Source organism: Brevundimonas sp. (assembly GCF_052436175.1).
GTDB lineage: Bacteria > Pseudomonadota > Alphaproteobacteria > Caulobacterales > Caulobacteraceae > Brevundimonas.
The window spans coordinates 16346-42010 of record NZ_JBQVNM010000014.1; the positions used below are offsets into that span (position 1 = coordinate 16346).

Genomic DNA, 25665 nt, shown 5'->3' on the forward strand with positions numbered 1-25665 from the left:
CGCGTCTGAACTGCGGGGGATACAGAGATGACGGCGACGAACTTCGACCTTCAACGGGTCCAGAGGTGGCGCAAGGTCGCCATGGGCGCCGGGCTGATCGGGGCCATGGCCCTGGCGGCCCTGACGGGGACCATTGGCGGCGACACGGCCTGGCATGAGGGGATCGAGGCGGTCGGCCTGGGCTTCATCGTCGTCTGCATCGTCGGTCGAGCCTGGTGTTCGCTCTACATCGGCGGGCGCAAGAAGGCCGAGATCGTGGATCGGGGGCCCTATTCGATCAGTCGTAATCCGCTTTACCTGTTCAGCTTCATCGGGGCCTTCGGTGTCGGCGCCCAGACGGGCAGCGTGACCCTGGCCCTGGTGTTCACGGTCCTGACCTTCGCGGTGTTCCATTTCACCATCCAGCGGGAGGAGGCCTGGCTGTCGAACGCCTTCGGGGCGGACTACGAGGTCTATCGCGCGCGCACGCCGCGCTACGGCCCCGATTTCAGCAAGTGGCGGGATCAGGAGACCATCGAGGTCAAGCCGCGCTTCTTCCTGACCACGATCCGGGACGGGCTGGTCTTCCTGCTGGCCGTGCCGGTGTTCGAGTCGCTTGAGATGCTGCAGCAAAGCGGCTGGCTGGCGGTTCTGGCGCGTCTGCCCTGATGACCGTGCGGCGTCTGGCGGCGGTGCTGGCGTGCGGCGGGGCCTTGGCCGCTCTGGCAGCCTGTGACGATTTCAGGCCGCGCTCCGACAGCGGGGCGGAACCGCCTGCGGCGCCGGCCGCGGCGGCGTTCCGGTCCGATCTGAGCGGCGACATCTCGGGCTACTACATGCCGGCGGGCGAGGTGCGCGCGGGCGACTGGCTGCTCCGAAACGCCTTCGTCGGACAGGCGGCGGACTTCGCCAGTTGGGAGGCGGGGACGCGTCAGGGCGTCTTCGCTCCGGTGATGTTCGAGTTCGAGGACGTGACCAGCCCCATGACGGCGACCGAACTGGGCGAGGTGCGTTCGGGCCAGATCCGCGTCCTGCCGAGCCGGTATGCGGTCAACGATAGTCGCGTGTCATTCGAGGGACGGGCGGACGGCGTCGGCGTGGTGCGCTTCGACGGGCGGCTGGACGGCGACGCCCTGGCGACGGCCCGCCGCAATCTGGGCGACGAGAGCCCGGTGCTGGTCGGGACGCTGACCGTCGGCGGGCGGCGGTTCGACGGCGTGCGCTTCCGCTGGTGGGCGGGGGATTGAGCCGCAAATGAAAAGGGCGGGCCTTTCGACCCGCCCCCTGAACTCAGTTGACCGTCGCCTTGACGATCTTGCCCGGCGCGCGGGGCGGCTCGCCCTTGGGCAGGGCGTCGACGTGTTCCATGCCCTCGATGACCTGACCCCAGACGGTGTACTGGCGGTCCAGGAAGGTGGCGTCGTCGAAGCAGATGAAGAACTGCGAGTTGGCGCTGTTCGGGTCCGAGGTGCGGGCCATGGAGCAGACGCCGCGCACGTGGGGCTCGGACGAGAATTCCTGCTTCAGGTTGGGCTTCTTGGAGCCCGAGGTGCCGGTGCCGGTCGGGTCGCCGCCCTGGGCCATGAAGCCCGGGATGACGCGGTGGAAGACCACGCCGTCATAGAAGCCCTCGGATGCCAGTTCGGTGATGCGTTCGACGTGGCCGGGGGCCAGGTCGTTGCGCAGCTTGATGACGACGTCCTTTTCGACGCCGTCGCCGGTGTCCAGGGTGAAGGTCAGGGTCCCGGCCATGCCGGGTTCTCCGTCTGAATATTGCGGGGGTCATAGCCGCTGAGGGCCGTGGGCGCTATGTGGGGAAGATGAGCGACGATGAAAAGCCCGAAACGCCTGCTGCTGCGCCGGCGCGCCGCAAGATGGTGCGTCCGCCCACCGGTGGAACCGCCGCCGGGCGCGGCATGGGCGCCCAGATCAAGACGGCCGACAAGAAGTCTATGTCCTCGATCCAGTGGATCAAGCGCCAGCTGGCCGATCCCTGGTCCGAAAAGGCGCGGGCCGAGGGGTGGCGCAGCCGGGCGGCGTTCAAGTTCGCCGAGATCGACGACAAGTTCCGGCTGGTGAAGCGGGGCTCAAAGATCATCGACCTGGGCGCGGCGCCCGGCGGCTGGGTACAGGTCTGCGTCAACCGGGGAGCGGCGGCGGTGGTCGGGGTCGACCTGTTGCCGATCGAGCCGATTCCGGGGTCGATCCTGGTGCAGGCCGACTTCACCGACCCCGGCGTGGACCAGCAGTTGATCGACCTGCTGGGCGGGGCGCCGGACCTGGTCATCTCCGACATGGCGCACAACACCGTGGGGCATCGCCAGACGGACCACCTGAAGATCATCGCCCTGATCGAGATCGCGGCCGATTTCGCCATCCGGACCCTGAGGCCCGGCGGCGCCTTTGTGACCAAGAATTTCCAGGGCGGTGACGCGGGCGGGGTTCTGGCCGACCTGCGCGCCAACTTTCAGGACGTGAAATTCGTCAAGCCCGAGGCCAGCCGCAAGGGCAGTTCCGAGGTCTATCTGGTGGCGCTGAACAAGCGCTGACGCGCGTTCAGGCGGGCTGATCGGCCGCGAGACGTTCGCGCTCGCGTTTCGCCTCGATGCGGGTCCAGATGCGGTCGTGCAGGGTGAAGAAGACCGTCTGCACCAGCGGCTCGATGGTGCCGATCGCCAGGGCGATGCGGATGTCGCGGGTCAGGGCGAAGGCCACCAGCACCGCCACGGTGAAGTGCATGCAGCCGTAGGTGATCGTCTTCAGCGCGATCTGTTTGAACGAGCGGGGCAGGGCGTGGCTGTGGCCGTGGTGGCCGAGCGGGCCCTTGCCGTGCGAGCGCGACTGCTCGGCCGGGGACATGACGTCCAGACGGGCGGTGAAGGCCTCGGCGGCCTCTTCCACGCCCGAGCGCAGGCGGCGCTTCTCGATCCGGTGCCAGACGCGGTCGTGAATGGAATAGGCCACGGTCTGGAAGAAGGGCTCGACGACCCCGACCGCCAGGGCCAGTCGCCAGTCGCGCGTGATGGCGAAGGCCACCAGAATCGCGACCGCCAGGTGCATCAGCCCATAGCTGGCGATCTTCAGCGCCAGTTTGCGCGCGGTGGACAGGATCATCGCGACCATAAGCAGAGAATGGGGAGGCCGCGGGCCGGTTGCAAATCAATAAAATATGGCGCCGCAACACGACGGGCCTTGCTCTGGAGGCCCCGTCGCCCTTATACGCGGCCCGCAAAACGGAGACTCCCCATGGAGATTCGCGAGGGCCTCACCTTCGACGATGTTTTGCTTGAACCCGGTCCCTCGGAGGTCATGCCTGCCGATGTGGACGTCTCGACCCAGCTGACACGCGACATCCGCCTGAACATCCCGCTGCTGTCGTCCGCCATGGACACGGTGACGGAAAGCCGGCTGGCCATCGCCATGGCCCAGTCCGGGGGCTTGGGCGTGCTGCACCGGAACATGACCATCGAGGAACAGGCCGACGAGGTCCGCGCCGTCAAACGCTATGAGAGCGGGATGGTGGTCAATCCGGTCACCGTCGGGCCCGACACCACCCTGGGCGAGGTCCGCGAGATCGTCGCCCAGAAGAAGATCTCGGGCTTCCCCGTGGTCGATCCGAAGTCGGGCAAGCTGGTCGGGATGTTGACCAACCGCGACATGCGGTTCGAGGGCGATCCGTCGATCAAGGCCTCGGCCCTGATGACCACCGGCGATCTGATCACCGTGCGCGAGGGCGCCGGGCGGGACGTGGCGCGCGAGTTGCTGCGCACCCGCAAGATCGAGCGGGTCATCGTCGTGGACGAGGACTATCGCGCCGTCGGCCTGATCACGATGAAGGACATCGAGAAGGCCCAGGCCTTCCCCAACGCCGCCAAGGACGATCAGGGCCGTTTGCTGGTGGGCGCGGCCTCGACGGTCGGCGACGCCGGCTATGAGCGGGCCATGATGCTGGCGGAGGCGGGGGCGGACGTGGTGGTGATCGACACCGCCCACGGCCATTCGTCGTCGGTCGCCGCCGTGGTCGAACGCATCAAGCGCGAGTCGAACCGCATCCAGATCATCGCCGGCAACGTCGCCACCTATGACGCCACCCGCGCCCTGATCGACGCCGGCGCCGATGCAGTGAAGGTCGGGATCGGCCCGGGCTCCATCTGCACCACGCGTATCGTCGCGGGCGTGGGCGTGCCTCAGCTGACCGCCGTGATGGAGGCCGCCCGGGCGGCGCGCGAAAGCGGCGCCCCGGTCATCGCCGACGGCGGCATCAAGTATTCCGGCGACCTGGCCAAGGCCATCGCGGCGGGCGCCAGCGTGGCCATGATGGGGTCGATGTTCGCCGGCACTGACGAGAGCCCCGGCGAGGTCTTCCTGTACCAGGGCCGCAGCTACAAGTCGTACCGCGGCATGGGATCGGTCGGCGCCATGGCGCGCGGATCGGCCGACCGCTACTTCCAGAAGGAGGTCTCGTCCGAGAAGCTGGTGCCCGAGGGCATCGAGGGCCAGACCCCCTATAAGGGGCCGATCAGCCCGGTCCTGCACCAGTTGGTCGGGGGGCTGCGCGCCTCCATGGGTTATGTCGGGGCGGCCAGCGTGGCGGAGTTCCAGAAGCGGGCCCGTTTCGTGCGGATCACCGGCGCCGGATTGCGCGAGAGCCACGTCCATGACGTCATGATCACGCGGGAAGCGCCGAACTATCGGCAGGGCTGATCCGCAGGGGGACGAACCATGACGACCGAGCTGACCTATCTGGCCCTGACCCTGGTCCTGGCCCTGGTGCAGGTCTTCCTGCCCGCCGGCGCGCGGACGCTGGAGTTCGGCTCGAAATGGAATGCGGGACCGCGCGACAGCACGCCCGCCTCGACCCGGCCCGTGACCGGGCGGCTGGAGCGGGCCCAGGCCAATCTCTACGAAACCCTGCCCCTGTTCATCGGGGCGGTGCTGATTGCCCATGTCATCGGGGCGTCCGGCGCCCTGACCCTCTGGGGGACGGCGCTCTTCTTCTGGGGGCGGGTGGTCTATGTGCCGCTCTACGCCCTGGGCGTGCCCTATGTCCGGTCGCTGGCCTGGCTGGTTTCGCTCGCGGGACTGGTGATGGTGCTGGCCTCCCTGTTCCTGCTGAAAGTCTAGAGTGACCCCCACCGCCCGTCTCGCCGCCGCCGCCTCGATCCTGGACTCCATCGCCCAGAGCCGCCAGCCGGCGGAAGTTGTGCTCAAGGCCTGGGGCCAGCAGAACCGCTATGCCGGGTCCAAGGACCGCCGCGCGATCGCCGACCGGGTCTATAAGGTGCTGCGCGCGCGGGGCCGTCTGTCATGGATCATGGGCGGGCGCGAGGACGGTCGGGCCCTGGTGATCGGCTCCCTGTCGGCGCTGGACGGGCTGCCGCTGGAAGAGATCGAGGCCCTGCATTCGGGCGACGGCTATGGGCCGCGGCCCCTGTCGAAACAGGAACGGTCGCGGCTGGCGGCGGGCGACGGCGACTTGCCCGGATGGGTGGCGTCGGGCCTGCCGGAGTTCGTGGTCGAGGACTTCAAGGCCACCTATGGCGAGGGCTGGACCGAACAGGCCCGCGCCCTGATGGCGCCGCGCGCGCCGATCGACCTGAGGGTCAATGCGACCACGGACGTCGATGCGGTGGAGGCCGAGTTGCGCGACGCGGGTCTGGCCCCCGAGCGCACGCCCTGGTCGCCCTGGGGGCTCAGGCTGGCGTCCGAGCCGCCGCCGAACGTGCAGGCGCTCGACGCCTTCTCGGCCGGGCGGATCGAGATCCAGGACGAGGGCAGTCAGGTGGTCTGCGCCCTGGCCGGCGCCGCGCCCGGAATGACCGTGGTCGACTACTGCGCGGGCGGGGGCGGCAAGACGCTGGGGCTGGCGCAGGCGATGAAGGGCGAGGGCCGACTGATCGCCGCCGATGTGGTGCGCAAGCGCCTGGACAACATCCAGCCGCGTCTGGAGCGGGCCGGCGTCGAGGCGGAACTGGTCCTGCTGGGCCAGAACGGCGGCGGGCTGGAGGCCCTGAACGGGGAGGCCGATCTGGTGCTGGTCGATGCGCCGTGCAGCGGGTCGGGCACCTGGCGGCGGCGGCCCGAGGACGCTTGGCGGCTGACCGCCGAGGAAGTCGAGCGTCTGCACGCCCTTCAGGTGCGCATTCTGGGGCAGGCGTCAAAGCTGGTGAAGCCGGGCGGACGGCTGGCCTATGTCACCTGTTCGATGCTGACGGCAGAGAACGAGGCCAGCGCGGACGCCTTCGAGGCGGCCCATCCCGAGTTCTTCCCCGTCGCCGTCACCGCGCCCTGGGGCGGGGAGGGGTTGCGGTTGCGGATGTCGCCGGCCACGACCAACACCGACGGCTTCTTCTTCGCCCTGTACGAGCGCGCGGCGTGAGGCTGGAGCGATACGGTGAGGTCACGGTCCTGCCGGTCATGGCCGCGCCGCTGGAGTGGGGCGAGCATCTGAGGGCGCGGATCCAGCCCCTGATGACCGGCATCGGCCCGGTGGAGGCCGCCGTCGTCCTGAGCGCCGCCCTGGCCCGGCTGGAAGGGCAGGGGGAGACGCTCGATCTGATCCTGTCGCTGGGGTCGTGCGGGTCGCCGACACTGGAGCATGCGGCGGTCTATCAGGCGTCGTCGGTCAGCTATCGCGACATGGACGCGAGCCCGCTGGGGTTCCCGAAGGGGGTGACGCCCCTGCTGGACCTGCCGCCGGTCCTGCCGCTGCCGTGCCCTGTCCCGGACCTGCCGACCGCGACCCTGTCGACCGGGGCGAACGTGGTGTCGGGCGCGGGCTACGCCGCCATCGAGGCCGATATGGTGGACATGGAGACCTGGGCGCTCGTGAGGGCGGCCCAGACCTTCGACATTCCCCTGATCGCCCTGCGGGGCGTGTCGGACGGCAAGGCCGAGCTGACCGGGCTGGACGACTGGCGCTCGCCTCTGGTGCAGGTGGACGAGACCCTGGCCGTCGCCCTCGACAAGCTGGTCGCCGTCCTGGCCGAGCGAGGTCTCGCCGCGCTTGAAATCCCCGCCCGACCGGGCCAAGACCCCGCCGCATCCGCCGCCTCGGAAAGCTTCGCATGACCCAGATTCCCCACCAGAAGGTGCTGATCGTCGATTTCGGCAGTCAGGTGACCCAGCTGATCGCCCGCCGCCTGCGCGAGGCCAGCGTCTATTGCGAAATCCATCCGTTTCAGAAGGCCGAGGCGGCTATGGCGGCGATGACGCCCGCGGCCATCATCCTGTCGGGCGGGCCCGAGAGCGTGCACGAGGCGGGCAGTCCGCGTGCGCCCCAGGCGGTGTTCGAGGCGGGCGTGCCGGTCCTGGGCATCTGCTACGGCGAGATGACCATGTGCGAACAGCTGGGCGGCAAGGTCGAGGGCGGCCACACCCGCGAGTTCGGCCGTGCCGAGATCACCGTCGAGCGCGCTTCGCCCCTGCTGGCCGGACTGGCGCCGGTCGGCGAGGAGGAGACGGTCTGGATGAGCCATGGCGACAAGATCGTCGCCATCCCGGAGGGCTTCGACGTCGTGGCCTCGTCGTCCGGCTCGCCCTATGCGGTGATCGCTGATGAGAAGAGACGCTTCTACGGCGTTCAATTCCATCCGGAAGTCATGCACACGCCGCGCGGCCACCAGATGCTGAAGAACTTCACCCACGGCATCGCCGGGCTGAAGGGCGACTGGACCATGGCGGCATATCGCGACGAAAAGATCGCCCAGATCCGCGAACAGGTCGGGGACGCCAAGGTCATCTGCGGCCTGTCGGGCGGGGTGGATTCCTCGGTCGCGGCGGTGCTGATCCACGAGGCCATCGGCGACCAGCTGACCTGCGTGTTCGTGGACACGGGACTGCTGCGCAAGGACGAGGCCAAACAGGTCACGACCCTCTTCCGAGAGCGCTACAACATCCCCCTGATCCACGTTGATGCGTCGAAGGAATTTCTCGGCGAATTGGCGGGTCAATCGGACCCCGAGACCAAGCGTAAGACCATCGGCCGAGTCTTCATCGAGGTGTTCGACCGCGAGGCGGGCAAGATCGAGGGCGCCGAGTTCCTGGCCCAGGGCACCCTCTATCCCGACGTGATCGAGAGCGTGTCGTCCTCCAGCGGCAAGGCCCACGTCATCAAGAGCCACCACAATGTCGGGGGCCTGCCGGACTATATGAAGCTGAAGCTGGTCGAGCCGCTGCGGGAGCTGTTCAAGGACGAAGTTCGCGCCCTGGGCCGCGAGCTGGGCCTGACCGACGCCTTCGTGGGACGCCATCCCTTCCCCGGGCCGGGCCTGGCCATCCGCATCCCCGGCGAGATCACGCCGGAAGCCGTCGAGACCCTGCAACAGGCCGACGCCATCTATCTGGACGAGATCCGCAAGGCCGGCCTGTACGACCAGATCTGGCAGGCCTTCGCCGTCCTGCTGCCGGTCAAGACCGTCGGCGTCATGGGCGACGCCCGCACCTATGAAAAGGTCCTGGCCCTGCGCGCCGTGTCGTCCACCGACGGCATGACCGCCGACTTCTATCAATTCCCCTGGGAGGTTCTGGGCCGCACGGCGACCCGCATCATCAACGAGGTGCGGGGCGTGAACCGCGTCGTCTACGACGTGACCTCCAAGCCGCCCGGAACGATCGAGTGGGAGTAATCATGCGCGTCGGACGTCTGCTGATCGGCCTAGCGGCGGTCCTGCTCGGGCTGACGGTTCTGGGTGGGACGGCGACGGCAGGGGATTGTCGGGTCGTGACGCCCGGGGCCGAGGTTCGCCTGCCCATCGGGCGGACGGGCCGGTCGATGCTGGTCCATGCGCCAAAGGGGCTCGATGCGGCGACGCCGGCGCCTCTGGTCTTTCTGCTGCACGGCAGCGGGGGCGACGGCGCGCGGATGCTGCAGAGCTCGCGACTGGCGGAGGCGGCGGACCGGCATGGATTCCTCGTCGCCGCGCCAGACGGAGGCATTCCGCTGGAGCGCGGCTTCGTCTGGAATATCCCGGGCGTGCCGACCATCGCGGGGACCGTGCCTGGGCCGGACGACGCCGACGACGTGGCCTTCATCAAGGCGGCCATCGACGAACTGGCCCTGGCCGGATGCGCGGACGAGACGCGGGTCTATGTGACCGGCCTGTCTGGCGGGGGGCGGATGGCGTCCTGGCTGGGGTGCGTGGCGTCGGACCGGATCGCCGCCATTGCTCCGGTGGTCGGTCTGAGGGCCGGCAATCCGTCGAAGGACGATCCGGCCCGGCCCGATCCCGAGACCTGCACGCCGTCGCGGTCGATGCCGGTGATGGCCTTCGCCGGGGATGCGGACACGACCAATCCCATACAGGGCGGGGGCGCGGGCTACTGGAGCTACACCATGCATGCGGCCGAACAGCGCTGGGCCCAGTTGAACCGGTGCACGGCCGCGCCGGTCAGCGTCTGGGTGGCCGATGGCGTCTATGAGGAGCGCTACTCCGGCTGCACGGACGGCGCCGACGTCGCGGGTCGGATCACGGTCGGCGGCGGCCATAGCTGGGTCGCCGACAACGACGCCCTGTGGGCTTTCGTATCGCAGTATCGACGCGAGCGCTGATCAGCCGTCGCTGAAGTTGGGCGGGCGCTTCTGCATATTGGCCATGACGGCCTCGATCTGGTTGGCCGAGTGGATCAGCAGGCCCTGTTCATGGCTCTCGGCCAGCAGCATGCCGGCGGCGTCGGTGTCGAAGGCGGCGTTGGCGAGGCGTTTGGCGCCGCGCACGGCGTCAGGGTTCCGGCTCGCGATCTGACGCGCGAGAGCGAGGGCCTCGGCGTGGGGATCCTCGGCGGTGCGGGTGACGAGGCCGAGGGCGATGGCCTCGGCACCGGAGACCTCGCGATGGGTGTAGATCAGGTCGCGCAGGACGTCGTCCCGCACATTGCCGCGCCACAGGGCCATGCCGGCCATGTCGGGGACCAGACCCCATTTCATCTCCATGATCGACAGGCGGGCGTGGGGTGCGGCGATGCGGATGTCGGCGCCCGACATGATCTGGCAGCCGCCGCCGAAGGTGACGCCATGAACCGCCGCAATGACCGGGACGGGCAGGGTGCGCCAGCCCCAGGCGACCTGCTGGAAGACATTGGCCAAGCCATGGGTGCGGGTCATGATGTCGAAGTTCTGATCGCCGATCGCGGCCATCATCTCCATGTCCAGACCGGCGCAGAAGGCGCGGCCTTCGCCGGACAGGACCACGACGCGCAGGCCCGGCGTGGCGGACAGGGTGTCAATGGCGGCGGCGAGGCCGTCGATCATGGCCCGGTCGAGGGCGTTCATCTTGTCGGGGCGGTTCAGGCGCACATCGGCGACGCCGTCCTCGATCTGGATAGTGACGCGGTCGTTCATCGGGGCCTCCCTTTGGCCTTGTCGTAGCGGGTGCGGAAGGGTTTCGACAGGCCCGTTTTCGGATCGCTTCGCTAGGGTGTGGGTGAGGAGATCGCCATGCCCCTGTTGACCGCCGCCCTGATCGTCGCCGCCCTGCAGACGGACGCCCCCGTGACCTCGACGCCGGTCGTTGGCATTCCCGAGGATAGCCGACTGGAGACCTTCAAGACCCTGTGCACACCCGACCGGCGCAGCCTGGAGCGAACCTCGGCCCGGATGGCGGCGGCGGGCTGGGTCAAGGCGGAAGAGACCGAGCATCCCGAACTGGCGGCGACCCTGGCCCTGGCCCGCAAGGAGATGGACGATCCCGAACTTCCGATGAAGAACGAACAGGAAATCTGGAAGTCGCCCGAGGGGCCGGCAGGTCGTTACGTCATTCTGAACCGTATGAGCGCGACCATCGGGGACAATGAGGATTCCGACGGCGACGGGGTTCTGCAATCCTGGGAGAAGGCGACGGAGCTGGTTTTTCTCGGCTGCGGTCTGTGGGACTTCGAGGCGACGACGGGCATCCATCCGGGGCTGATGAGCGCCTGGACCACACAGCTCGCCGTCCAGACCGTGGATGAGCCGGGCCAGATCGAGGGCGGGACCTGGAACGTCTATCACTTCCTGCCCGGCACGGCGGACGTGAAGATCGGCTTCATTCCCGACGGAAGCCCGTTCGTGGAGCGCGTCGGCTTCAGCGGCGCCATGATCACGATGACCTCGGCGCCCGAGGAAGACGAGGAGGCGGCAGAGGCGGGGGAGAGGGCGCCGGCGTCGGCGACGGGGGCCGTCGAGGACTGAGACGGCCTCTTGCCACGGTCCGTCGTGACGGGCAGATCGCCGTCATGAGCATCACCATGTACGGCATTCCCAACTGCGACACGGTCAAGAAGGCGCGGGTCTGGCTGGACCAGAACGGCGTGGCCTTCGACTTCCACGACTACAAGAAGGCCGGGATCGACGAGGCGTCGCTGCGGCGCTGGGTCAGGGAGCATGGCTGGCAGACGGTGCTGAACCGGGCCGGCACGACCTTCCGCGCCCTGCCGGAGGCGAAGACGGCCGATCTGGACGACGACAGGGCCGTGGCGCTGATGCTGGAGCAGCCGTCGATGATCAAAAGGCCGATCCTGGACCTGGGCGACCGGCGGATCTTCGGGTTCAAGCCGGAAGTCTATGCGGCCGCCTTGACAGCCTAGCCTTCGACGGAGGTTTCCGGCCGGTCGTGGCCGTCGGCGCGTTCGGTGACCCATTCGCCTGCGGAGGTCTCGAATTCGATCCAGGCGGTGGCGTCGGCGACCCGTTGTTCCCGCGCGGCGCGGGCGGCGGCGGCGCGGGCCGCGGCGGCGCTGGGGAAGGTCTCCGAGAAGCTGTCGCCGACCTTGTAGGCCCAGCCTCCGTCATGTTCGACGATGCGGTAGGTGACCTGGGTCATGGGACGCTCCTGTTCAGCCGTAGATCGCGCGCTTCAGACGAACACGCATCACCGTCAGTTGGTACACGATCCCCCCGATCAGCAAGAGCAGAAGCAAAACTTGTATGGCGACGACCAGAGGCGCCTCAGGGCCGGCGGCGATGGGTGCCCCGGCGGGCAGGCGGGTCAGGATTTCGGTGAAGCTGGGCAGGAACAGGGTGAAGGTCGCGGTGCTGAGGGCCATGGTCTCGATCCACCAGCGATGCTTCCACCGGCGCGCGATCAGGCCGATGAGGGATCCGACCACCAGCGATCCGATGCTGAGGATGGATATGGTCACGCCCGGCGGGCTCTTGATGACCAGAACGCCGGACAGGGCGCCGATAAACATGAAGACCAGCCAGGCCTTTCCCAGGCGCGTGCCCGGCGGGATGCGGCCGTGTCGGGCCAGCAGCCACAACGACAGCGGGATGGCGGGCAGACTGCCCAGGGTGTGGAACCAGCCGACGGCGGAAAGTTCAGGCAGAAGCATCGCGACCCCCGTTGCGAATGTCCAAGCTGTGCAGTTGGAGGGAAGACCGTCGGTTTGTCGATGGTCCGAGACGCCTGCACGATAATTTGCATCGGCCGCATCCGAACGGCCCGCGGGTGACGACTATGGGATGAAACGGCGATCACGGGGTCGTCGAAACGGGAGACGACGATGCTGAACCTGTTCTATGCCTTCTGGTGGTTGCTGCTGCCGATCGGGGGCCTGTTGTTCGCCGGCTATCAGAGCTGGCTGAAGTACCGTCAGCAGAAGGCGGTGCTGGACCTCATCAAGACCTATGCGGATCGGGGAGAGCAGCCGCCCGAGGCCCTGGTGAGCCGACTGGACCTGACGCCGCCGACGTCCCAGGACTGGAACGCGCCGTCCAGCGGGCCCAAGTCCGCAGCCCACTACTGGTCGCTGGTGGGGTTGTTCGGGATGATGGCCGTGGGTTTCGGCGTCGGCGCGGCCATGGGCGTGGACGGGAACAGCGGCGCCTTCATCATCGTGGCCCTGGTCATGGCGGCGGTGGGGGTCTGGTCCGCTATCAACGCCCTGTTCCTGTCGCGGCCGAGGCACTGAGACCGGCGCGGGGGAGGGCGGTCCGTGCTGGGGGAAGCGGACTGGGTCCGGGCGGCGCGCGCAGGCTCGGACCCGGCCTTCGCGCGGCTGGTGGCCGCGCATCAGGCGGCGGTGCGCGGGTTTCTGAGGCGCGTCCTGGGCGGCGGTTGGGCCGAGGCCGACGACGTGGCGCAGGAGACGTTTCTGGCCGCCTGGCGATCGCTGCGGACGCTGAAGTCGGACGAGGGATTCCGGTCCTGGCTGCTCGGCATCGCCTGGAGGCGGGCGCAGGACCGGATCCGCAGCGCCCGGCGCGGCGCGGCGCGCGATCAGCAATGGCTGGAGGCGGCGTCGCCGGCGACCGGGGTGTCCGCCGTAGACCGGATCGCCATGGGCCGGGCGATGGCCGATCTGGCGCCCGATGTGCGGGCCTGCGTGGCCCTGTGTCTGGCGGACGGCTGGTCGCATTCGGAAGCGGCGGCGGCGCTCGACTTGCCATTGGGGACGGTGAAGTCCCATGTTGCGCGCGGACGGGCGCGCCTGCTGATCGCGCTCGGAGGTTCTGATGACGCCTGAGGCCCGACTTCAAGCCCTGTTCGCGGACGAGACGCCGCCGCCTCGCGACCTGGCCTTCGAGGCGGAGGTCGCGCGCCGGGTCGCCGCTCGCCGGGCGGTGCTTCGCGTGGCGGCCCTGCTGCCGCTGGCGGTCGCGGTCGCTGCCCTGCTCTGGGCGGTCAGACCCTATCTGGCGGGGCTGACATTCCCGGCGGCTGCGGTTCCGGCGATGACGGCGGGCGGGCTGGCCATGGTCGGCGCCCTGATGCTGGTGTGGATGTCCGGGCGGTTCAGCGCCGCCTGATCGTCGCCTGAACCCCGAAGTGGTCCGACGGATATTCGCCGCCGGTGGGGGTGTTTCCGATCAGGGCGGCGGAGCCGGGCGCGAAGAATTCGGTCTCGGCGAAAATGTGGTCGATGACCCGGTTCGGGTGGCCCTTCGCCGGGTTGAGGGTGGTCTCGACCGAATCGCGGGGCAGGGCGCTGAAGAAGCGTACGCCCGTCAGGGTCGACAGGCCGGAATCCGACAGGGGGGCGTTGAAGTCGCCCATGACGATCAGCGGCGTTCCGTCCTGGGGCAGCCAGGACAGCAGGTCGGCGACCTGTTGCGCGCGAACGGCGCCAGCCTCCTGCTGCCAGGCCAGATGGGTGACGACGATGTCGGTAGGGCGGCCGAGCGCCTGGACGCGGACGCGCAGGGCGGTGCGGTAGTCGTCCAGCGGCTGGAGCTTGCGACTGTCATGGGCCACGACCGGCAGGCGGGTCAGGATGGCGTTGCCATAACGGCGGGGCGCGCCCTCCGGATCGGTGGATACGAAATGCATCGACCAGGGCCGACCCTGCGCGGACAAGGCGTCGGCGACGGTCTGCGCCTGATTGGGCAGGCCGACATTGGCGTCCTCCAGCACTTCCTGCAGGGCGACGACGTCGGCGTCGGCGGCGAGGATGGACTGGATCAGCAGGGGACGGCGCGCGGCCCAGTCGCCCTGATTGTGCCAGATGTTGAAGGTCACGACCTTCAGTTCGGCGGCAGGCGCGGCGGCGGTCGTGGCGCAACCCGCGAGGGCAAGGGCGGCCAGGGCCGGGGCGGCGGACAGGATCAGGCTGCGGCGTGTGGTCATGGCTTCCTCCGTTTTCGGCCGTTGTAACCGGTTTCATCGACCTTACGAAGATTTCACGTCAGTTTCCGCATCCGTACGCCGCCGCCGCCGCCTCTTGTTCCCAGAAGGCCCGGGCATCAGGCTCCGGGTTCAGCCATCAACGGGATAAATCCAATGGAACTGACGCCCATCTTCATCGTCTTCATCATCTTCGCCTCGATCGTCGCGATCATCCTCGGCCCGGGCTACATCAAGAGCCGCGAGAAGCTGGCGACCCAGGACATCGTCCGCGCCGCCATCGACAAGGGCCAGCCCCTGCCGCCGGAAATGATCGACGCCCTGACCAAGGAGGCCAAGTCGCGGGTGCCGTCCGCGAGCCGCGACCTGCGTCTCGGAATGATCCTTCTGGCCGTCAGCATCGGCATCGCCCTGTTCGGCTACGCCTTCAGCTTCGTCGGCGGCATCGAAGAGGCCAAGGCCGTCTATCCGATCGTGGGCATGGGGGCGATCCCGGGCGCCGTGGGCGTGGCCTTCATCATCCTGAGCTTCTTCAACAAGAACAAGGACTGAGCACGGTCTGGATCGGGGGGAAGAACGATGTCCAGATCCCTCATGGATCGACATGACGTGGAGCTGGCCGCCCTCGCGGCGGCCGGCGGGCGGCGGGAGTTCGGCGAACTGGTGCGTCGTCACGGTTCAGCGGTGCGGGGCCTGCTGCGCCGCATGGGCGCCCAGGCGTCCGAGGCCGACGACATCGCCCAGGACGCCTTCATGACCGCCTTCCAGCGGTGCGGGGAGTTCCGGGGCGAAGGCACCTTCGCCGCCTGGGTCAAGCGGATCGCCGCGCGGCTTTACATCAAGCGCAAGGCGAAGGACGCCCGCTATGTCGAGGAATCGGTGGTGGAAGAGGCCGCCCCGACCGTCGATCGCGGCGGGCTGATGGACCTGGACGAGGCGTTGAAGGTGCTGAGCCCGGTCGAACGTCTGTGCGTGTCCCTGTGTCATGGCGCGGGGATGTCCCACCCGGAAATCGCGGCCGCCATGAATCTGCCGCTCGGAACGGTGAAGTCTCATGTCAAACGTGGTCTGGATAAACTTCGTGCGCGGCTTGCGCCCGAACAGGTCGAGAGCGGGAGGGCCGTTCATGTCAACGGATGAGTTCGACGTCGATATCGAACGCCTGTTCGCCCAGACGCCTCGCATGGCCGATTCCGAGCTGTTCGCCAGCCGGGTGGACGCCAGACTGGCGTCCGGGTCGCGGCTCAGGGCCGTGGCCCTGACGGCGGCGGGCCTGGTCGGCGGGGTGTTCGCCGTGCGCGAGAGCATGCATTTCGATTTCGATGTCTCGTCCGCCGATGCGCCGGCCCGAACCCTGGGGCAGGGCGTCCAGGCGGCGGGCGGCGGCGCGGGCGATCTGATCCAGACCCTGGTCGATCAGGTCGGCCTGTCGGACATGCCGTTTGGCTCCATGGGCGGGATGCAGCTATTCTGGATCGTGGCGGCGACCCTCGTCTTCGTCGCGGCGGCCGGTGTCGTGAAGCTGTCCCAGGAGGCCTGAGTGTCCAGTCAGAAGCAGGAAATCGTCCGTCGCATCGCCGCGCCTGATATTCAGGGCCGGAAAGGGGGCGAGCCGATCGTCTGCCTGACGGCCTATGACGCGCCGACGGCGGCCCTGCTGGACGACCACTGCGACCTGCTGCTGGTCGGGGACAGCGTCGGCATGGTGGTGCACGGCCTGCCCAACACCGTGGGCGTCACGCTGGAGATGATGATCCTGCACGGCCAGGCGGTCATGCGCGGCTCGCGCCGGGCCATGGTGGTGATCGACATGCCCTTCGGTTCCTATGAGGGCGGCAAGGAACTGGCCTACGAGAACTGCGCCCGGGTGATGAAGGAGACCGGCGCCCAGGCGGTGAAGCTGGAAAGCGGCCCGACGGTGCCGGAGACGATCGCCTATCTGGTCCAGCGCGGCATTCCGGTCATGGGCCATGTCGGCCTGCGGCCCCAGGCGGTGCTGACCGAGGGGGCGTTCAAGGCCAAGGGCAAGACCGACGACGAGCGGTTGCGCGTCATCGCCGAGGCGGAGGCCACCGCCGACGCCGGCGCCTTCGCCGTGGTCGTCGAGGGCACGGCCGAGGCCGTCGCGGCCGAGATCACCGCGGTGATCGACAAGCCGACCATCGGCATCGGCGCCTCGGCGGCCTGCGACGGGCAGATCCTGGTGACGCCGGACATGCTGGGTCTGTTCGACTGGACGCCGAAGTTCGTGCGCAAATACGCCGACCTGCGCGCGGAGATCGACCGGGCGGTGGGCCAATACGCGGCGGATGTGAAGGCCCGCCGTTTTCCTGCCGAAGTCGAGACCTACTTCTCGAAAAAGCCGGTTCAGTCCTGACCGCCGTATTGCGGTGAGGGCTTTCTCTCGTGGGGCTTACCCACTAGGGTCCGCGCCGGTTTTGCCAGATAGAGTTGGGACGACGATCCGTGGTTGATGTCTTCGAGCAGGTCGAGGAGGAGCTTCGCTCCGCCCGTTACAAGCGGCTTGCGAAAACCTGGTTGCCCGTTCTGGGCGCCGTCCTGGGAATCGCCCTCGTCGCCGCCCTGGGCTGGTGGGGCTGGGATTCGTATCAGACGAGCCGCGCCGAGAAGGCCTCGGTCGCCTATTCGCGCGGCCTGGAGGCCCTGCAGGCCAACAATCTGAGCGGCGCCGAGACCGCTTTCGCCGAGGCCGAGAAGTCGGGCAACGGCGCCTACAAGTCCCTGGCCCTGATGCAGCGCGCCGGTCTGGCGGTCGCCGCCAACAAGGAGGCCGAGGCCGTGACCCTGTTCGACCAGGCGGCCAAGGCGACGGGCGACGACCTGCTGTCCGATTCGGCGGCCTATCGCGCGGCCCTGCTGGTGATGGACACCGGCTCGCTGGAGGACGTGCAGAAGCGGCTGGAGCCCCTGGTCAAGGAAGGCCGTCCGCTGCGTCCGTTCGCGCAACAGGCCCTGGCCATGGCGCAACTGCAGAACGGCAAGCTGCCCGAGGCCCGCGCCGGCTTCGTGCAACTGACCCTGGGTCAGGACGTCCCGGATGTGATCCGCCAGTTTGCCCAGAGCGGCATCGAGGTCATCGACAGCGGCGTGGCCGGAAATCTGGCCGAGATCATCAAGAACCAGAAGGCCCTGCCGGCTCCGACGGCGCCTCAGGGTCTGCCCGCCGGCGCCGTCCAGATGGCCCCGCAGGCCGCGCCCGCCCAATGACGATCGCCATCCGAAAGACCTCCATGACGCGTTTCCTCAAGGTCGCCCTGACGTGCGGCGTCGCCCTGACGATGGCCTCCTGCGCGGCCCAGCGGCGCATGCTGCCGTTCGGTCTCGGCGGAAGCGAGGAAAAGGGCGCGGTCGCCACCGAGGGACAGCGCATCTCGGTGCTGAGCTTCGAGCAGCAACTGGCGCCGTCGGCGGCCCTGTCGGGGCGTGATTTCTTCCTGCCCGGACCCCAGTCGGTGACGGCCTGGACCCAGCCGGGCGGCACGGCCGACAACCTGGTCGAACACGTCATCGCGGCGCCGGAGTTCACCGTCGCCTGGAGGCGTGACATCGGGGTCGGTTCGGGCAAGACGCGTCAGATCATGGGCCCGCCGGTCATCGACGCCGGCAAGGTCTTCGTTCTGGACGGCGAGGCCACCGTCACCGCCGTGGACGCCCGCACGGGCGAGGTGGCGTGGAAGCACAACGTCCGCCCGGACGAAACCGAGCGCGGCGCGCGCCGGCTGGGCATCATCCCCGGCGGCTCGCGTGCGGCCAGCGGCGGCTTCGGCGGCGGCGTGGCCGTGGGCGGGGGCAAGGTCTTCGTCTCGTCCGGCTATCGGTCCATGACGGCTCTGGACGCCGCGACCGGAGCGGTCGTGTGGACGGTCAAGGTCGATGCCCCGATCCATGGCGCGCCGACCGTGGCCGGATCGCGCGTCTTCGTCGTGGACGTGGACAACCAGTTGTTCGCCTTCGACATCGCCGACGGTCAGCAGGACTGGTCCTATCGCGGCATCACCGAGCCGGCCCGCATCATGCGCGCCTCGTCGCCGGCGGTGGTCGGGGACACGGTGATCGCGCCCTTCTCTTCGGGCGAGGTGACGGCGGTGCGGGCCATCGACGGCACGGCGGTCTGGCAGCAGGTCCTGTCGCGCACCAGCCGCACCAGCGCCCTGTCCGAACTGCGCGACATCGCCGGTCGGCCCGTCATCAGCCGGGGCATGGTCTATGCGGTCGGTCATTCGGGCGTTATGCAGGCCATGGACATCCGTACCGGCGCGCCGAAATGGTCGGTGCCGGTGGCCGGGGTCAATGCGCCTCTGCCGGTCGGGGACGTGGTGTTCGTTGTGTCCAAGTCGGGCGAACTGACCGTCGTCAATCGCGACACCGGCGCGGTCTACTGGACCAGGGATCTGAACGAGGGACGCGTGCGCCAGGAGGGCGGCTTCCTGGGCTTCTTCGACCGCACGGTGCGGCCGGAGTGGACCGGTCCGATCCTGGCCTCCAATCGTCTGGTGCTGGTCAACTCGGACGGCGAGGCGGTCGGGTTCGACCCCAAGACCGGCAATCAGATCGCGAGCGTGAAGCTGGGGGGGCCAGCCTATGTGTCGCCGTCGGCCTATGACGGCGCCCTCTATGTCGTCACCGACGAGGGGCAGCTGGTCTGCATTCGCTGACGATCGTTCGAGCCTGCATTCGCAGCGCTCCTGATTCTGGGATAGAAGGCCGACATGGCATTGAAGGTCGCCATCGTCGGCCGCCCCAACGTGGGCAAGTCCACCCTGTTCAACAGGCTGGTGGGAAAGCGTCTGGCCCTGGTCGATGACCGGCCGGGCGTGACGCGCGACCGCCGCTATGCCGACGGCAACATCGGCGATCTGGACCTGACCCTGATCGACACGGCCGGGTATGAGGATGTCGCGGACGACAGTCTGGAAGCCCGGATGCGCGAGCAGACCGAGGCGGCGCTGGAAGACGCCGACGTCCTGATGTTCATGATGGACGCCCGCGAGGGGGTGACCTCGCTGGACCGCATCTTCGCCGACCGGCTGAGGAAACAGCCCAAGCCGGTGATCCTGCTGGCCAACAAGTCCGAGAGCCGCGAGAGCGGCGGGGGCGTGGGCGAGGCGCACGGTCTGGGCTTCGGCGAGCCCGTCGCCATCTCGGCCGAGCATGGGGAGGGGATGGCGGACCTCTACGCCGCCCTGATCGCCGCCAGCGCCGACATCTTCGTCGAGGAGATCGACGAGCCCGACAAGCCGATCCGCATCGCCATCATCGGCCGCCCGAACGCGGGCAAGTCGACGCTGATCAATCGACTGATCGGCGAGGACCGGATGCTGACCGGGCCCGAGGCCGGGATCACGCGCGACAGTATCTCGGTCGACTGGCAGTACGAGGGCCAGAACATCCGGCTGGTGGATACGGCCGGGATGCGGCGCAAGGCGCGGGTGCAGGAAAAGCTGGAGAAGCTGTCGGTCGCCGACACCATCCGCGCCATCACCTTCGCCGAGGTGGTGATCCTGATGATGGACAAGGACAACGCCTTCGACGTGCAGGATCTGCAACTGGCAGATCTGGTCGAGCGCGAGGGCCGGGCCCTGATCTATGTGGCCTCCAAGTGGGACCTGGAAGAGAATCCCCAGTCCCGCATGGCCAAGCTGAAGCAGATGGCCGAGGACAAGCTGCCCCAACTGAAGGGAACCCCGTTCGTGGCCCTGTCGGCCCATTCCGGGCGCGGCGTCGAACGGCTGATGCCCGCCGTGATGAAAGCCTACGAGACCTGGTCGGTGAAGGTGAAGACCAAGGATCTCAACGACTGGCTGGCCATGGCGACCCAGAGGCACCCGCCGCCCGCCGTCGACGGCAAGCGGGTGAAGACCAAATACATGGCCCAGACCAAGGCCCGTCCGCCGACCTTCGTGCTGTTCGCCAGCCGGGCGTCGTCCCTGCCGGACCACTATCTGCGCTATCTGACCAACTCGCTGCGCGAGAGCTTCGACCTGCCCGGCACGCCGATCCGGCTGAGCCTGAAATCGAACACGCCCAACCCCTATGCCGAGGGGGGCGCCAAGTCTGGGCCCGAACGCTACAAGGGCGACGCCAAGACCGCGCCGCGCCGCGTGCGCAAGGCCGAGAAGGAAGAGGCCCTCTCCAACCTGCCCGGCAAGGCGCTGGAGCAGAAGAAGACCCGCGTCGCCAAGCCGCGCGTCATCTCGGGCGTCAAGGCGTCCTCGTCCAAGAAGGCCGGGTCCAGCGTGGCGGTCCAAAAGGGCGCACGCGGCGGGGCGAGGCAGGTCTCGCGTTCCGGGCGTATCCGTACCGGCCAGAAGCACGCGCCGAAGAAGTAGGGCTCAGACGAGCGCGTCGGTCGAGACGCCTGCCGACCATTCCTTGAAACTGACCGTCAGAGGCGGGGTCAGGTCGCCGCGCGCCAGTTCGACGACCAGGGGGCCGATCTCGGACGGGTGGGGCAGGGTGTCGGGATCCTCGCCGGGGAAGGCCTGGGCGCGGATCTGGGTGCGCATCCGGCCGGGGTCGAGGACGGCGACGCGGACGGGGGTAGACTCGATCTCATCGGCCCAGGACTTCATCAGGGCCTCGGCGCCGGCCTTGGTCGCGGCATAGGCGCCCCAGAAGGCCTTGGGATTGGCGGCCAGGCTGGTGGTCAGATGGACGACGCGGCCGGCGTCGGACAGGCGCAGCAGGGGCTCCAGCGACCGGATCAGGCGATAGACGCCGGTCAGGTTGGTCTTCTCGATCTTGGCGAAGCCGCGCGGGTCGGCATGGGCGACGGGCGTCAGGCCCGAGGCGCCGAGGGTGGCGGCGGTGTGGACCCAGATGTCGAGCCTGCCGAACCGCTCGAAGATCGCCCCGCCCATCCGGTCGATCGCGCCGCCGTCGATGATGTCGAAGGGAATCAGGGTCGCGTGCCTCCCCGTGGCGGCGAAGATGGCGTCGTCCAGGTCCTCCAGCCCGCCCTGGGTGCGGGCCGCGGCGATGACGTGGGCGCCCGCCCTGGCCAGGGCGAGGGCGCTCTCATAGCCGATGCCGCGCGAGGCCCCGACGACGAGGGCGATACGGTCTTTGAGGGGGAGGTCGGACATGGCGCGCTGATAGCGCGGCGAGGCGTCCGGCGGAAGGGTCAGCAGCCTTCGGCAGGCTGCCACAGGCTGAAGCTCACGCCCTGATCGTCCGCGACGACGACGGACAGGCCCGTGGCGCTCTCGGCCGGCATGGCGGCCTTGCCGCCCAGCTCGGTGACGCGGGCGCAGGCGGCGGCGATGTCGTCGACCCGGAAGTAGAGGTTGGGTTCGCTGGCCGGGCGCTCGGCCTTGACGAAGCCGAAGGGCGGGTCGCTGTCCTTGACGTGGGCATAGGTCGACTTCGACGCGGCCTCGTCGAAGGTCCAGCCGAACAGGGCGCCGTAGAAGGCCCGGGCCTTGCCGATGTCGCCCGTGTCGAGGGTGAAGTAGCCGAGCTGGACCAAGGCATGCTCCCGAAAGTCGTCCGGCCCCGGCGAATGCGGGGCTTCGCAAGCTTAAGCGGTTACGAGCAGGGAAAGTTGCCGGGCCACCGTGTCGCGGCCGCCTTCCTCGATCTCCCGGTCCGTCAGGCGGGTGGGGTAGTCGCCGGTGAAGTAGTGGTCGGTGAACTGGGGCTGGTGCGGATTGCGTCCGGTCTCGCCCATGGCGCGATACAGGCCGTCGACCGACAGGAAGCCGAGGCTGTCCACCTCCAGATGCTGGCGCATCTCCTCCATCGACATATTGGCGGCGATCAGCTGATCCCGCTCGGGCATGTCGATGCCGTAGAAGTCGGGATAGAGGATCGGCGGGCTGGCCGAGCGCAGGTGGACCTCCGTCGCCCCTGCGGCGCGCACCGCACGAACCAGCTTCACCGAGGTGGTGCCGCGCACGATGGAATCGTCGATCAGGACGACGCGCTTGCCCTCCAGCACGCCACGGTTGGGGCTGTGCTTCATACGCACGCCCTTCTGACGCGCGCCCTGGCTGGGCTGGATGAAGGTGCGGCCCAGATAGTGGCTCCGGATGATGCCCATTTCGTAGGGGATGCCGCTGGCCCGGGCGTAGCCCAGGGCGGCCGGAACGCCGGAATCGGGCACCGGCACGACGACGTCGGCCTCGACGGCGTGTTCGTGGGCCAGACCCTCGCCCATCCGTTTGCGCACGTCATAGACGGAGCGGCCGTTCACGACGCTGTCGGGGCGCGAGAAGTAAACATACTCGAACAGGCAGGGGCGGGCGGCGCGGGTCGGGAAGGGTTTCAGCGAGCGCAGGCCCTCATGGTCGATGACGATGACCTCGCCATGCTCCACATCGCGCACGAAGGTGGCGCCGATGGTGTCGAGGGCGCAGGTCTCGGACGCCATGACCCAGGCGTCGCCGAGCTGGCCCAGGACCAGCGGGCGGATGCCCAGCGGGTCGCGGGCGCCGATCATCTTGGTGCGGGTCTGGGCGACCAGGGCGTAGCCGCCCTCGATGCGGGCCAGGGCGTCGATGAAGCGATCGACGATCTTGGCCTTACGGCTGCGGGCGATCAGGTGGAGGATGACCTCGGAGTCCGAGGTGGACTGGAAGATCGAGCCCTCGCCGACCAGCTGGTTCCGCAGATAGTGGACGTTGGTCAGATTGCCGTTGTGGGCCATGGCGATGCCGCCCTGGTCCAGATCGGCGAACATCGGCTGGATGTTGCGCAGGAAGCTGCCGCCGGCGGTGGAGTAGCGGGTGTGGCCGACCGCAGCGGGCCCCGGCATGCGTTTGGCCAGGTCGGCGCCGCCGAAGGCCTCGCCCACCAGACCCTGATGGCGTTCGGTGTGGAAGCGCTCGTCACGGACGCTGGCGATGCCGCAGGCTTCCTGACCGCGATGCTGCAGGGCATGCAGACCCAGGGCGACGATGGAGGAGGCCTCGTCATCGGGCGCGCCCCAGACGCCGCAGACGCCGCACTCGAGGCGCGGACGGTCGTCGTCGGCCTCGCGATGGTGCTCGCGGTGCACGATGGGGTCGGCAATGACGTGGTCGAGGCTGCGCATCGTGGGGCTCCGATGACAGGCGGGAATCTAGCGGGGGGCGGCTGGCGGCGAAGTATTGTCTGATTGCGGTTTCGGCAAGGCCCCATCGTCCGAAAACCCTCGGCGGACGGAGGAATCGACGACCGGCGTGATGGCGTCCATCCCCCGGCCGATTCCCGGCAGGATGATCTGGATGGCCCGGGCGGCGCCGGCGCTGAGCGGGCGCAGGGTCGCCTCGCTGAGCCAGCGCGGGGTCCGCTCGCCGGGCATGGCCGCCACGATGACCAGATGAATGGCGCCCAGCAGGACCAGGGCGCGGCCCGCCCCGACCAGCACGCCGAGACCCCGATCCACCCCGCCGAGCTGGGGGTGGGCCTGGGCCCGCTTGGACAGGGACGATCCCAGAATGCGCACGCCGAAATAGAGGATCAGGAAGGTCAGGACCGCCGCGAAGATGGTCCCGGCCCAGTCCGGGTCGATCAGTCCGCGCCCCAGACGCGAGGTCAGCGGCAGGCTGACCAGGGCCAGAAACGCCGCCAGAACGAAGCTGAGCAGGGTGATGATCTCGCGCGTGGCGCCGCGCACCCATCCGGCCGCAGCCGAGGCGAGGATCACCAGAATGGCGAAGGCGTCAAAGCCGGTCACGTGTCGGGGCGGTCCTCAGCGGATTGCCGGTCACCCATAGCGGCTTTGCGAGATTCGATCGACCGCTTCCGTCAACCGCGACACCGACGTCAGCTTCAGGCCGTCGCCCTTGACGGTCAGGGAAGGAGTCAGGGCGTGGTCGAAGCCGAGCTTTCCAGCCTCGCGCAGGCGGGCCTCGGCCCGACCCACTGCGCGGACCTCGCCCGACAGGCTGATCTCGCCGAAGACGACGCAGCCCTGGGGCAGGGGCTTGTCGGTGGCCGAGCTGATCAGGGCCGCCGCCGCCAGATCGGCGGCCGGTTCGTTGATGCGCAGGCCGCCGGCGACGTTGAGATAGACGTCCTGATCGCCGAAGCCGAAGCCGCAGCGAGCCTCCAGAACCGCCAGAACCATGGCCAGCCGCCCGGTGTCCCAGCCCACGACCGCGCGGCGCGGGGTGCCGTAGGCGGACTTGGACACGAGGGCCTGCATCTCGACCAGAACCGGGCGCGAGCCCTCGATGCCGGCGAAGACGACCGAGCCCGCCGCCCGGTCCTTGCCCTCGCCGAGGAAGAGGGCCGACGGGTTGGACACCTCCGTCAGGCCCGCGTCGCCCATTTCGAAGACCCCGATCTCGTCGGTGGCGCCGAAGCGGTTCTTGCCCGCGCGCAGGATGCGGAAGGGATAGCCGCGCTCGCCCTCGAAGCTGAGGACGGCGTCGACCATATGTTCGACCACTCGGGGGCCGGCGACCTGACCGTCCTTGGTGACATGGCCGACCAGGATGACGGCCGGGCCGCCGGCCTTGGCCAGTCGCACCAGTTCCCCGGCGCAGGCGCGGACCTGGGTGACCGAGCCGGGTCCGCTTTCATGCGCGTCGGACCAGAGGGTCTGGACGGAATCGACGATGACGATGTCGAACTGCTCGCGTTTCAGCGTGCCGAGGATTTCGCGCAGCGCCGTGGCGCTGGCCAACTGCACCGGCGCCTTCTCCAGACCCATGCGCTTGGCGCGGGAGCGGATCTGTTCGATGGCTTCCTCGCCCGAGATATAGGCGACGCGGGCGCCGCGCAGGGCGGCGCGACCGGCCACATCGAGCAGCAGGGTCGACTTGCCGACGCCCGGGTCGCCGCTGAGCAGGAGGGCGGAGCCCGGGACCACGCCGCCGCCGCAGACCCGGTCGAACTCGGTCACCCCGGTGACGATCCGCGCCGGCTCGGGCGTGTCGGATTGCAGGGTCTCGAAGGTCAGGCCGCGCGACCGGCTGGCGGGCGCGGGTTTGAGCGCGCCGGGCGGGGCGCTGCGGCTCTCCTCGACGATGGAATTCCACTGGCCGCAGGCGGCGCACTGCCCCGACCACTTGCCGTGCACCGCCCCGCAGGACTGACAAACATAGATCGCGCCGTCTCTCGCCATGATCCGGGCTTACATCATGGTTGGGGCGACGGGCAGGGGGCGAGCGGAGGCGTGCGTCCGAATTCGACGCCG

At 68.8% G+C, this 25665-nt stretch carries 32 protein-coding genes; 21 read left to right on the plus strand and 11 right to left on the minus strand.

Annotated features, from left to right (window positions below):
- Positions 1-27 precede the first annotated feature (27 nt).
- On the plus strand, positions 28-648 hold the full coding sequence (locus ACT6QK_RS05340; RefSeq protein WP_444596776.1) for a methyltransferase family protein: 621 nt from the start codon (positions 28-30) through the stop codon (positions 646-648).
- A complete protein-coding gene (locus ACT6QK_RS05345) occupies positions 648-1226 on the plus strand; it encodes a hypothetical protein (RefSeq protein ID WP_444596777.1) in 579 nt (192 codons plus the stop codon). Before ACT6QK_RS05340 ends, ACT6QK_RS05345 begins: the two co-directional genes overlap by 1 nt.
- A 43-nt stretch (positions 1227-1269) precedes the next feature.
- On the opposite strand, the gene ACT6QK_RS05350 is transcribed toward ACT6QK_RS05345, so the two are convergent.
- Entirely contained in the window at positions 1270-1731 is a 462-nt protein-coding gene (locus tag ACT6QK_RS05350) for a peptidylprolyl isomerase (protein ID WP_444596778.1), read from the minus strand.
- 68 nt (positions 1732-1799) lie between these two features.
- Here ACT6QK_RS05350 and ACT6QK_RS05355 point away from each other — a divergent pair, with 68 nt between their 5' ends.
- Complete coding sequence (locus ACT6QK_RS05355) at positions 1800-2528, plus strand: RlmE family RNA methyltransferase (RefSeq protein WP_444596779.1); 729 nt, start codon at positions 1800-1802, stop codon at positions 2526-2528.
- Between the two features lie 7 nt (positions 2529-2535).
- Here the strand turns inward: ACT6QK_RS05355 and ACT6QK_RS05360 are convergent, their stop codons facing one another.
- Positions 2536-3093: a DUF2061 domain-containing protein gene (locus ACT6QK_RS05360; RefSeq protein WP_444596780.1), complete on the minus strand. Its 558-nt coding sequence runs from the start codon at positions 3091-3093 to the stop codon at positions 2536-2538.
- A gap of 132 nt (positions 3094-3225) precedes the next feature.
- Here ACT6QK_RS05360 and guaB point away from each other — a divergent pair, with 132 nt between their 5' ends.
- The 6 genes from guaB to ACT6QK_RS05390 are packed head-to-tail and all read left to right on the plus strand — an operon-like array spanning position 3226 to position 9529.
- Positions 3226-4683, plus strand: a complete 1458-nt coding sequence (gene guaB / locus ACT6QK_RS05365) for an IMP dehydrogenase (protein ID WP_444596781.1) — start codon at positions 3226-3228, stop codon at positions 4681-4683.
- Positions 4684-4701: 18 nt separating this feature from the next.
- A complete protein-coding gene (locus ACT6QK_RS05370) occupies positions 4702-5103 on the plus strand; it encodes an MAPEG family protein (RefSeq protein ID WP_444596782.1) in 402 nt (133 codons plus the stop codon).
- 1 nt (position 5104) lies between these two features.
- Positions 5105-6358, plus strand: a complete 1254-nt coding sequence (locus ACT6QK_RS05375) for an RsmB/NOP family class I SAM-dependent RNA methyltransferase (protein WP_444596783.1) — start codon at positions 5105-5107, stop codon at positions 6356-6358.
- The gene (locus ACT6QK_RS05380) at positions 6355-7050 is read left to right on the plus strand and encodes a 5'-methylthioadenosine/S-adenosylhomocysteine nucleosidase (protein WP_444596784.1); all 696 of its coding nucleotides are present in this window, start codon (positions 6355-6357) and stop codon (positions 7048-7050) included. Before ACT6QK_RS05375 ends, ACT6QK_RS05380 begins: the two co-directional genes overlap by 4 nt.
- Positions 7047-8606 carry a glutamine-hydrolyzing GMP synthase gene (guaA, locus tag ACT6QK_RS05385; protein ID WP_444596785.1) on the plus strand — a complete coding sequence of 520 codons (1560 nt, stop codon included), beginning with the start codon at positions 7047-7049 and terminating at the stop codon, positions 8604-8606. Before ACT6QK_RS05380 ends, guaA begins: the two co-directional genes overlap by 4 nt.
- Before the next feature lie 2 nt (positions 8607-8608).
- Entirely contained in the window at positions 8609-9529 is a 921-nt protein-coding gene (locus ACT6QK_RS05390) for an alpha/beta hydrolase family esterase (protein ID WP_444596786.1), read from the plus strand.
- Here ACT6QK_RS05390 and ACT6QK_RS05395 read toward each other — a convergent pair whose 3' ends face one another.
- The gene (locus tag ACT6QK_RS05395; protein ID WP_444596787.1) at positions 9530-10318 is read right to left on the minus strand and encodes a crotonase/enoyl-CoA hydratase family protein; all 789 of its coding nucleotides are present in this window, start codon (positions 10316-10318) and stop codon (positions 9530-9532) included. It lies immediately after the preceding gene.
- Positions 10319-10414: 96 nt separating this feature from the next.
- Between ACT6QK_RS05395 and ACT6QK_RS05400 the strand changes: the two genes are divergently transcribed.
- Together ACT6QK_RS05400 and ACT6QK_RS05405 are read left to right on the plus strand one after the other, a co-directional pair.
- The gene (locus ACT6QK_RS05400) at positions 10415-11146 is read left to right on the plus strand and encodes a hypothetical protein (RefSeq protein WP_444596788.1); all 732 of its coding nucleotides are present in this window, start codon (positions 10415-10417) and stop codon (positions 11144-11146) included.
- Positions 11147-11190: 44 nt separating this feature from the next.
- On the plus strand, positions 11191-11541 hold the full coding sequence (locus ACT6QK_RS05405) for an ArsC family reductase (RefSeq protein WP_444596789.1): 351 nt from the start codon (positions 11191-11193) through the stop codon (positions 11539-11541).
- Here ACT6QK_RS05405 and ACT6QK_RS05410 read toward each other — a convergent pair.
- Together ACT6QK_RS05410 and ACT6QK_RS05415 are read right to left on the minus strand one after the other, a co-directional pair.
- The gene (locus tag ACT6QK_RS05410) at positions 11538-11777 is read right to left on the minus strand and encodes a DUF2188 domain-containing protein (RefSeq protein WP_444596790.1); all 240 of its coding nucleotides are present in this window, start codon (positions 11775-11777) and stop codon (positions 11538-11540) included. The genes ACT6QK_RS05405 and ACT6QK_RS05410 overlap by 4 nt on opposite strands.
- Positions 11778-11790: 13 nt before the next feature.
- Positions 11791-12288, minus strand: coding sequence for a hypothetical protein (locus ACT6QK_RS05415; RefSeq protein ID WP_444596791.1), 498 nt, complete (start codon positions 12286-12288; stop codon positions 11791-11793).
- 171 nt (positions 12289-12459) lie between these two features.
- On the opposite strand from ACT6QK_RS05415, the gene ACT6QK_RS05420 reads away from it, so the two are divergent.
- Genes ACT6QK_RS05420 through ACT6QK_RS05430 form a run of 3 tightly spaced genes read left to right on the plus strand, consistent with a single transcriptional unit; the run spans position 12460 to position 13705 of the window.
- Positions 12460-12867: a hypothetical protein gene (locus ACT6QK_RS05420; RefSeq protein ID WP_444596792.1), complete on the plus strand. Its 408-nt coding sequence runs from the start codon at positions 12460-12462 to the stop codon at positions 12865-12867.
- 24 nt (positions 12868-12891) lie between these two features.
- Positions 12892-13422, plus strand: coding sequence for an RNA polymerase sigma factor (locus ACT6QK_RS05425; protein ID WP_444596793.1), 531 nt, complete (start codon positions 12892-12894; stop codon positions 13420-13422).
- Complete coding sequence (locus ACT6QK_RS05430; protein ID WP_444596794.1) at positions 13412-13705, plus strand: hypothetical protein; 294 nt, start codon at positions 13412-13414, stop codon at positions 13703-13705. The genes ACT6QK_RS05425 and ACT6QK_RS05430 overlap by 11 nt, the downstream gene beginning before the upstream one ends.
- Here the strand turns inward: ACT6QK_RS05430 and ACT6QK_RS05435 are convergent.
- A complete protein-coding gene (locus ACT6QK_RS05435) occupies positions 13692-14522 on the minus strand; it encodes an endonuclease/exonuclease/phosphatase family protein (RefSeq protein ID WP_444596795.1) in 831 nt (276 codons plus the stop codon). The genes ACT6QK_RS05430 and ACT6QK_RS05435 overlap by 14 nt on opposite strands.
- 153 nt (positions 14523-14675) lie before the next feature.
- On the opposite strand from ACT6QK_RS05435, the gene ACT6QK_RS05440 reads away from it, so the two are divergent.
- The 7 genes from ACT6QK_RS05440 to der all read left to right on the plus strand — a co-directional run bounded on the left by ACT6QK_RS05440 (position 14676) and on the right by der (position 20869).
- On the plus strand, positions 14676-15071 hold the full coding sequence (locus ACT6QK_RS05440; protein ID WP_444596796.1) for a DUF6249 domain-containing protein: 396 nt from the start codon (positions 14676-14678) through the stop codon (positions 15069-15071).
- Positions 15072-15098: 27 nt separating this feature from the next.
- On the plus strand, positions 15099-15659 hold the full coding sequence (locus ACT6QK_RS05445) for an RNA polymerase sigma factor (protein WP_444596797.1): 561 nt from the start codon (positions 15099-15101) through the stop codon (positions 15657-15659).
- A complete protein-coding gene (locus ACT6QK_RS05450; protein WP_444596798.1) occupies positions 15646-16059 on the plus strand; it encodes a hypothetical protein in 414 nt (137 codons plus the stop codon). The genes ACT6QK_RS05445 and ACT6QK_RS05450 overlap by 14 nt, the downstream gene beginning before the upstream one ends.
- On the plus strand, positions 16060-16896 hold the full coding sequence (gene panB, locus ACT6QK_RS05455) for a 3-methyl-2-oxobutanoate hydroxymethyltransferase (protein WP_444596799.1): 837 nt from the start codon (positions 16060-16062) through the stop codon (positions 16894-16896).
- 89 nt (positions 16897-16985) lie between these two features.
- On the plus strand, positions 16986-17747 hold the full coding sequence (locus ACT6QK_RS05460) for a tetratricopeptide repeat protein (RefSeq protein ID WP_444596800.1): 762 nt from the start codon (positions 16986-16988) through the stop codon (positions 17745-17747).
- A gap of 23 nt (positions 17748-17770) precedes the next feature.
- Positions 17771-19195 (plus strand): outer membrane protein assembly factor BamB family protein, encoded by a 1425-nt coding sequence (locus tag ACT6QK_RS05465; RefSeq protein WP_444596801.1) that lies wholly within the window; start codon positions 17771-17773, stop codon positions 19193-19195.
- Between the two features lie 54 nt (positions 19196-19249).
- A complete protein-coding gene (gene der, locus ACT6QK_RS05470; protein ID WP_444596802.1) occupies positions 19250-20869 on the plus strand; it encodes a ribosome biogenesis GTPase Der in 1620 nt (539 codons plus the stop codon).
- Positions 20870-20872: 3 nt separating this feature from the next.
- On the opposite strand, the gene ACT6QK_RS05475 is transcribed toward der, so the two are convergent.
- The 5 genes from ACT6QK_RS05475 to radA are packed head-to-tail and all read right to left on the minus strand — an operon-like array spanning position 20873 to position 25593.
- The gene (locus ACT6QK_RS05475; protein WP_444596803.1) at positions 20873-21625 is read right to left on the minus strand and encodes an SDR family NAD(P)-dependent oxidoreductase; all 753 of its coding nucleotides are present in this window, start codon (positions 21623-21625) and stop codon (positions 20873-20875) included.
- Between the two features lie 38 nt (positions 21626-21663).
- On the minus strand, positions 21664-22008 hold the full coding sequence (locus ACT6QK_RS05480) for a VOC family protein (RefSeq protein WP_444596804.1): 345 nt from the start codon (positions 22006-22008) through the stop codon (positions 21664-21666).
- A gap of 51 nt (positions 22009-22059) precedes the next feature.
- Positions 22060-23574 carry an amidophosphoribosyltransferase gene (gene purF, locus ACT6QK_RS05485; protein ID WP_444596805.1) on the minus strand — a complete coding sequence of 505 codons (1515 nt, stop codon included), beginning with the start codon at positions 23572-23574 and terminating at the stop codon, positions 22060-22062.
- 27 nt (positions 23575-23601) lie between these two features.
- Positions 23602-24198 carry a CvpA family protein gene (locus ACT6QK_RS05490; RefSeq protein WP_444596806.1) on the minus strand — a complete coding sequence of 199 codons (597 nt, stop codon included), beginning with the start codon at positions 24196-24198 and terminating at the stop codon, positions 23602-23604.
- A gap of 30 nt (positions 24199-24228) precedes the next feature.
- Positions 24229-25593, minus strand: coding sequence for a DNA repair protein RadA (gene radA, locus ACT6QK_RS05495; RefSeq protein WP_444596807.1), 1365 nt, complete (start codon positions 25591-25593; stop codon positions 24229-24231).
- Positions 25594-25665 lie beyond the last annotated feature (72 nt).

Bases quoted from the DNA above. Each gene is read 5' to 3' on its own strand.
- ACT6QK_RS05340 (WP_444596776.1), top strand. From the start codon at position 28: ATGACGGCGACGAACTTCGACCTTCAACGGGTCCAGAGGTGGCGCAAG.
- ACT6QK_RS05345 (WP_444596777.1), top strand. From the start codon at position 648: ATGACCGTGCGGCGTCTGGCGGCGGTGCTGGCGTGCGGCGGGGCCTTG.
- ACT6QK_RS05350 (WP_444596778.1), bottom strand. From the start codon at position 1,731: ATGGCCGGGACCCTGACCTTCACCCTGGACACCGGCGACGGCGTCGAA.
- ACT6QK_RS05355 (WP_444596779.1), top strand. From the start codon at position 1,800: ATGAGCGACGATGAAAAGCCCGAAACGCCTGCTGCTGCGCCGGCGCGC.
- ACT6QK_RS05360 (WP_444596780.1), bottom strand. From the start codon at position 3,093: ATGATCCTGTCCACCGCGCGCAAACTGGCGCTGAAGATCGCCAGCTAT.
- guaB (WP_444596781.1), top strand. From the start codon at position 3,226: ATGGAGATTCGCGAGGGCCTCACCTTCGACGATGTTTTGCTTGAACCC.
- ACT6QK_RS05370 (WP_444596782.1), top strand. From the start codon at position 4,702: ATGACGACCGAGCTGACCTATCTGGCCCTGACCCTGGTCCTGGCCCTG.
- guaA (WP_444596785.1), top strand. From the start codon at position 7,047: ATGACCCAGATTCCCCACCAGAAGGTGCTGATCGTCGATTTCGGCAGT.
- ACT6QK_RS05390 (WP_444596786.1), top strand. From the start codon at position 8,609: ATGCGCGTCGGACGTCTGCTGATCGGCCTAGCGGCGGTCCTGCTCGGG.
- ACT6QK_RS05395 (WP_444596787.1), bottom strand. From the start codon at position 10,318: ATGAACGACCGCGTCACTATCCAGATCGAGGACGGCGTCGCCGATGTG.
- ACT6QK_RS05400 (WP_444596788.1), top strand. From the start codon at position 10,415: ATGCCCCTGTTGACCGCCGCCCTGATCGTCGCCGCCCTGCAGACGGAC.
- ACT6QK_RS05405 (WP_444596789.1), top strand. From the start codon at position 11,191: ATGAGCATCACCATGTACGGCATTCCCAACTGCGACACGGTCAAGAAG.
- ACT6QK_RS05410 (WP_444596790.1), bottom strand. From the start codon at position 11,777: ATGACCCAGGTCACCTACCGCATCGTCGAACATGACGGAGGCTGGGCC.
- ACT6QK_RS05415 (WP_444596791.1), bottom strand. From the start codon at position 12,288: ATGCTTCTGCCTGAACTTTCCGCCGTCGGCTGGTTCCACACCCTGGGC.
- ACT6QK_RS05420 (WP_444596792.1), top strand. From the start codon at position 12,460: ATGCTGAACCTGTTCTATGCCTTCTGGTGGTTGCTGCTGCCGATCGGG.
- ACT6QK_RS05430 (WP_444596794.1), top strand. From the start codon at position 13,412: ATGACGCCTGAGGCCCGACTTCAAGCCCTGTTCGCGGACGAGACGCCG.
- ACT6QK_RS05435 (WP_444596795.1), bottom strand. From the start codon at position 14,522: ATGACCACACGCCGCAGCCTGATCCTGTCCGCCGCCCCGGCCCTGGCC.
- ACT6QK_RS05440 (WP_444596796.1), top strand. From the start codon at position 14,676: ATGGAACTGACGCCCATCTTCATCGTCTTCATCATCTTCGCCTCGATC.
- ACT6QK_RS05445 (WP_444596797.1), top strand. From the start codon at position 15,099: ATGTCCAGATCCCTCATGGATCGACATGACGTGGAGCTGGCCGCCCTC.
- ACT6QK_RS05450 (WP_444596798.1), top strand. From the start codon at position 15,646: ATGTCAACGGATGAGTTCGACGTCGATATCGAACGCCTGTTCGCCCAG.
- ACT6QK_RS05465 (WP_444596801.1), top strand. From the start codon at position 17,771: ATGACGCGTTTCCTCAAGGTCGCCCTGACGTGCGGCGTCGCCCTGACG.
- der (WP_444596802.1), top strand. From the start codon at position 19,250: ATGGCATTGAAGGTCGCCATCGTCGGCCGCCCCAACGTGGGCAAGTCC.
- ACT6QK_RS05475 (WP_444596803.1), bottom strand. From the start codon at position 21,625: ATGTCCGACCTCCCCCTCAAAGACCGTATCGCCCTCGTCGTCGGGGCC.
- purF (WP_444596805.1), bottom strand. From the start codon at position 23,574: ATGCGCAGCCTCGACCACGTCATTGCCGACCCCATCGTGCACCGCGAG.
- radA (WP_444596807.1), bottom strand. From the start codon at position 25,593: ATGGCGAGAGACGGCGCGATCTATGTTTGTCAGTCCTGCGGGGCGGTG.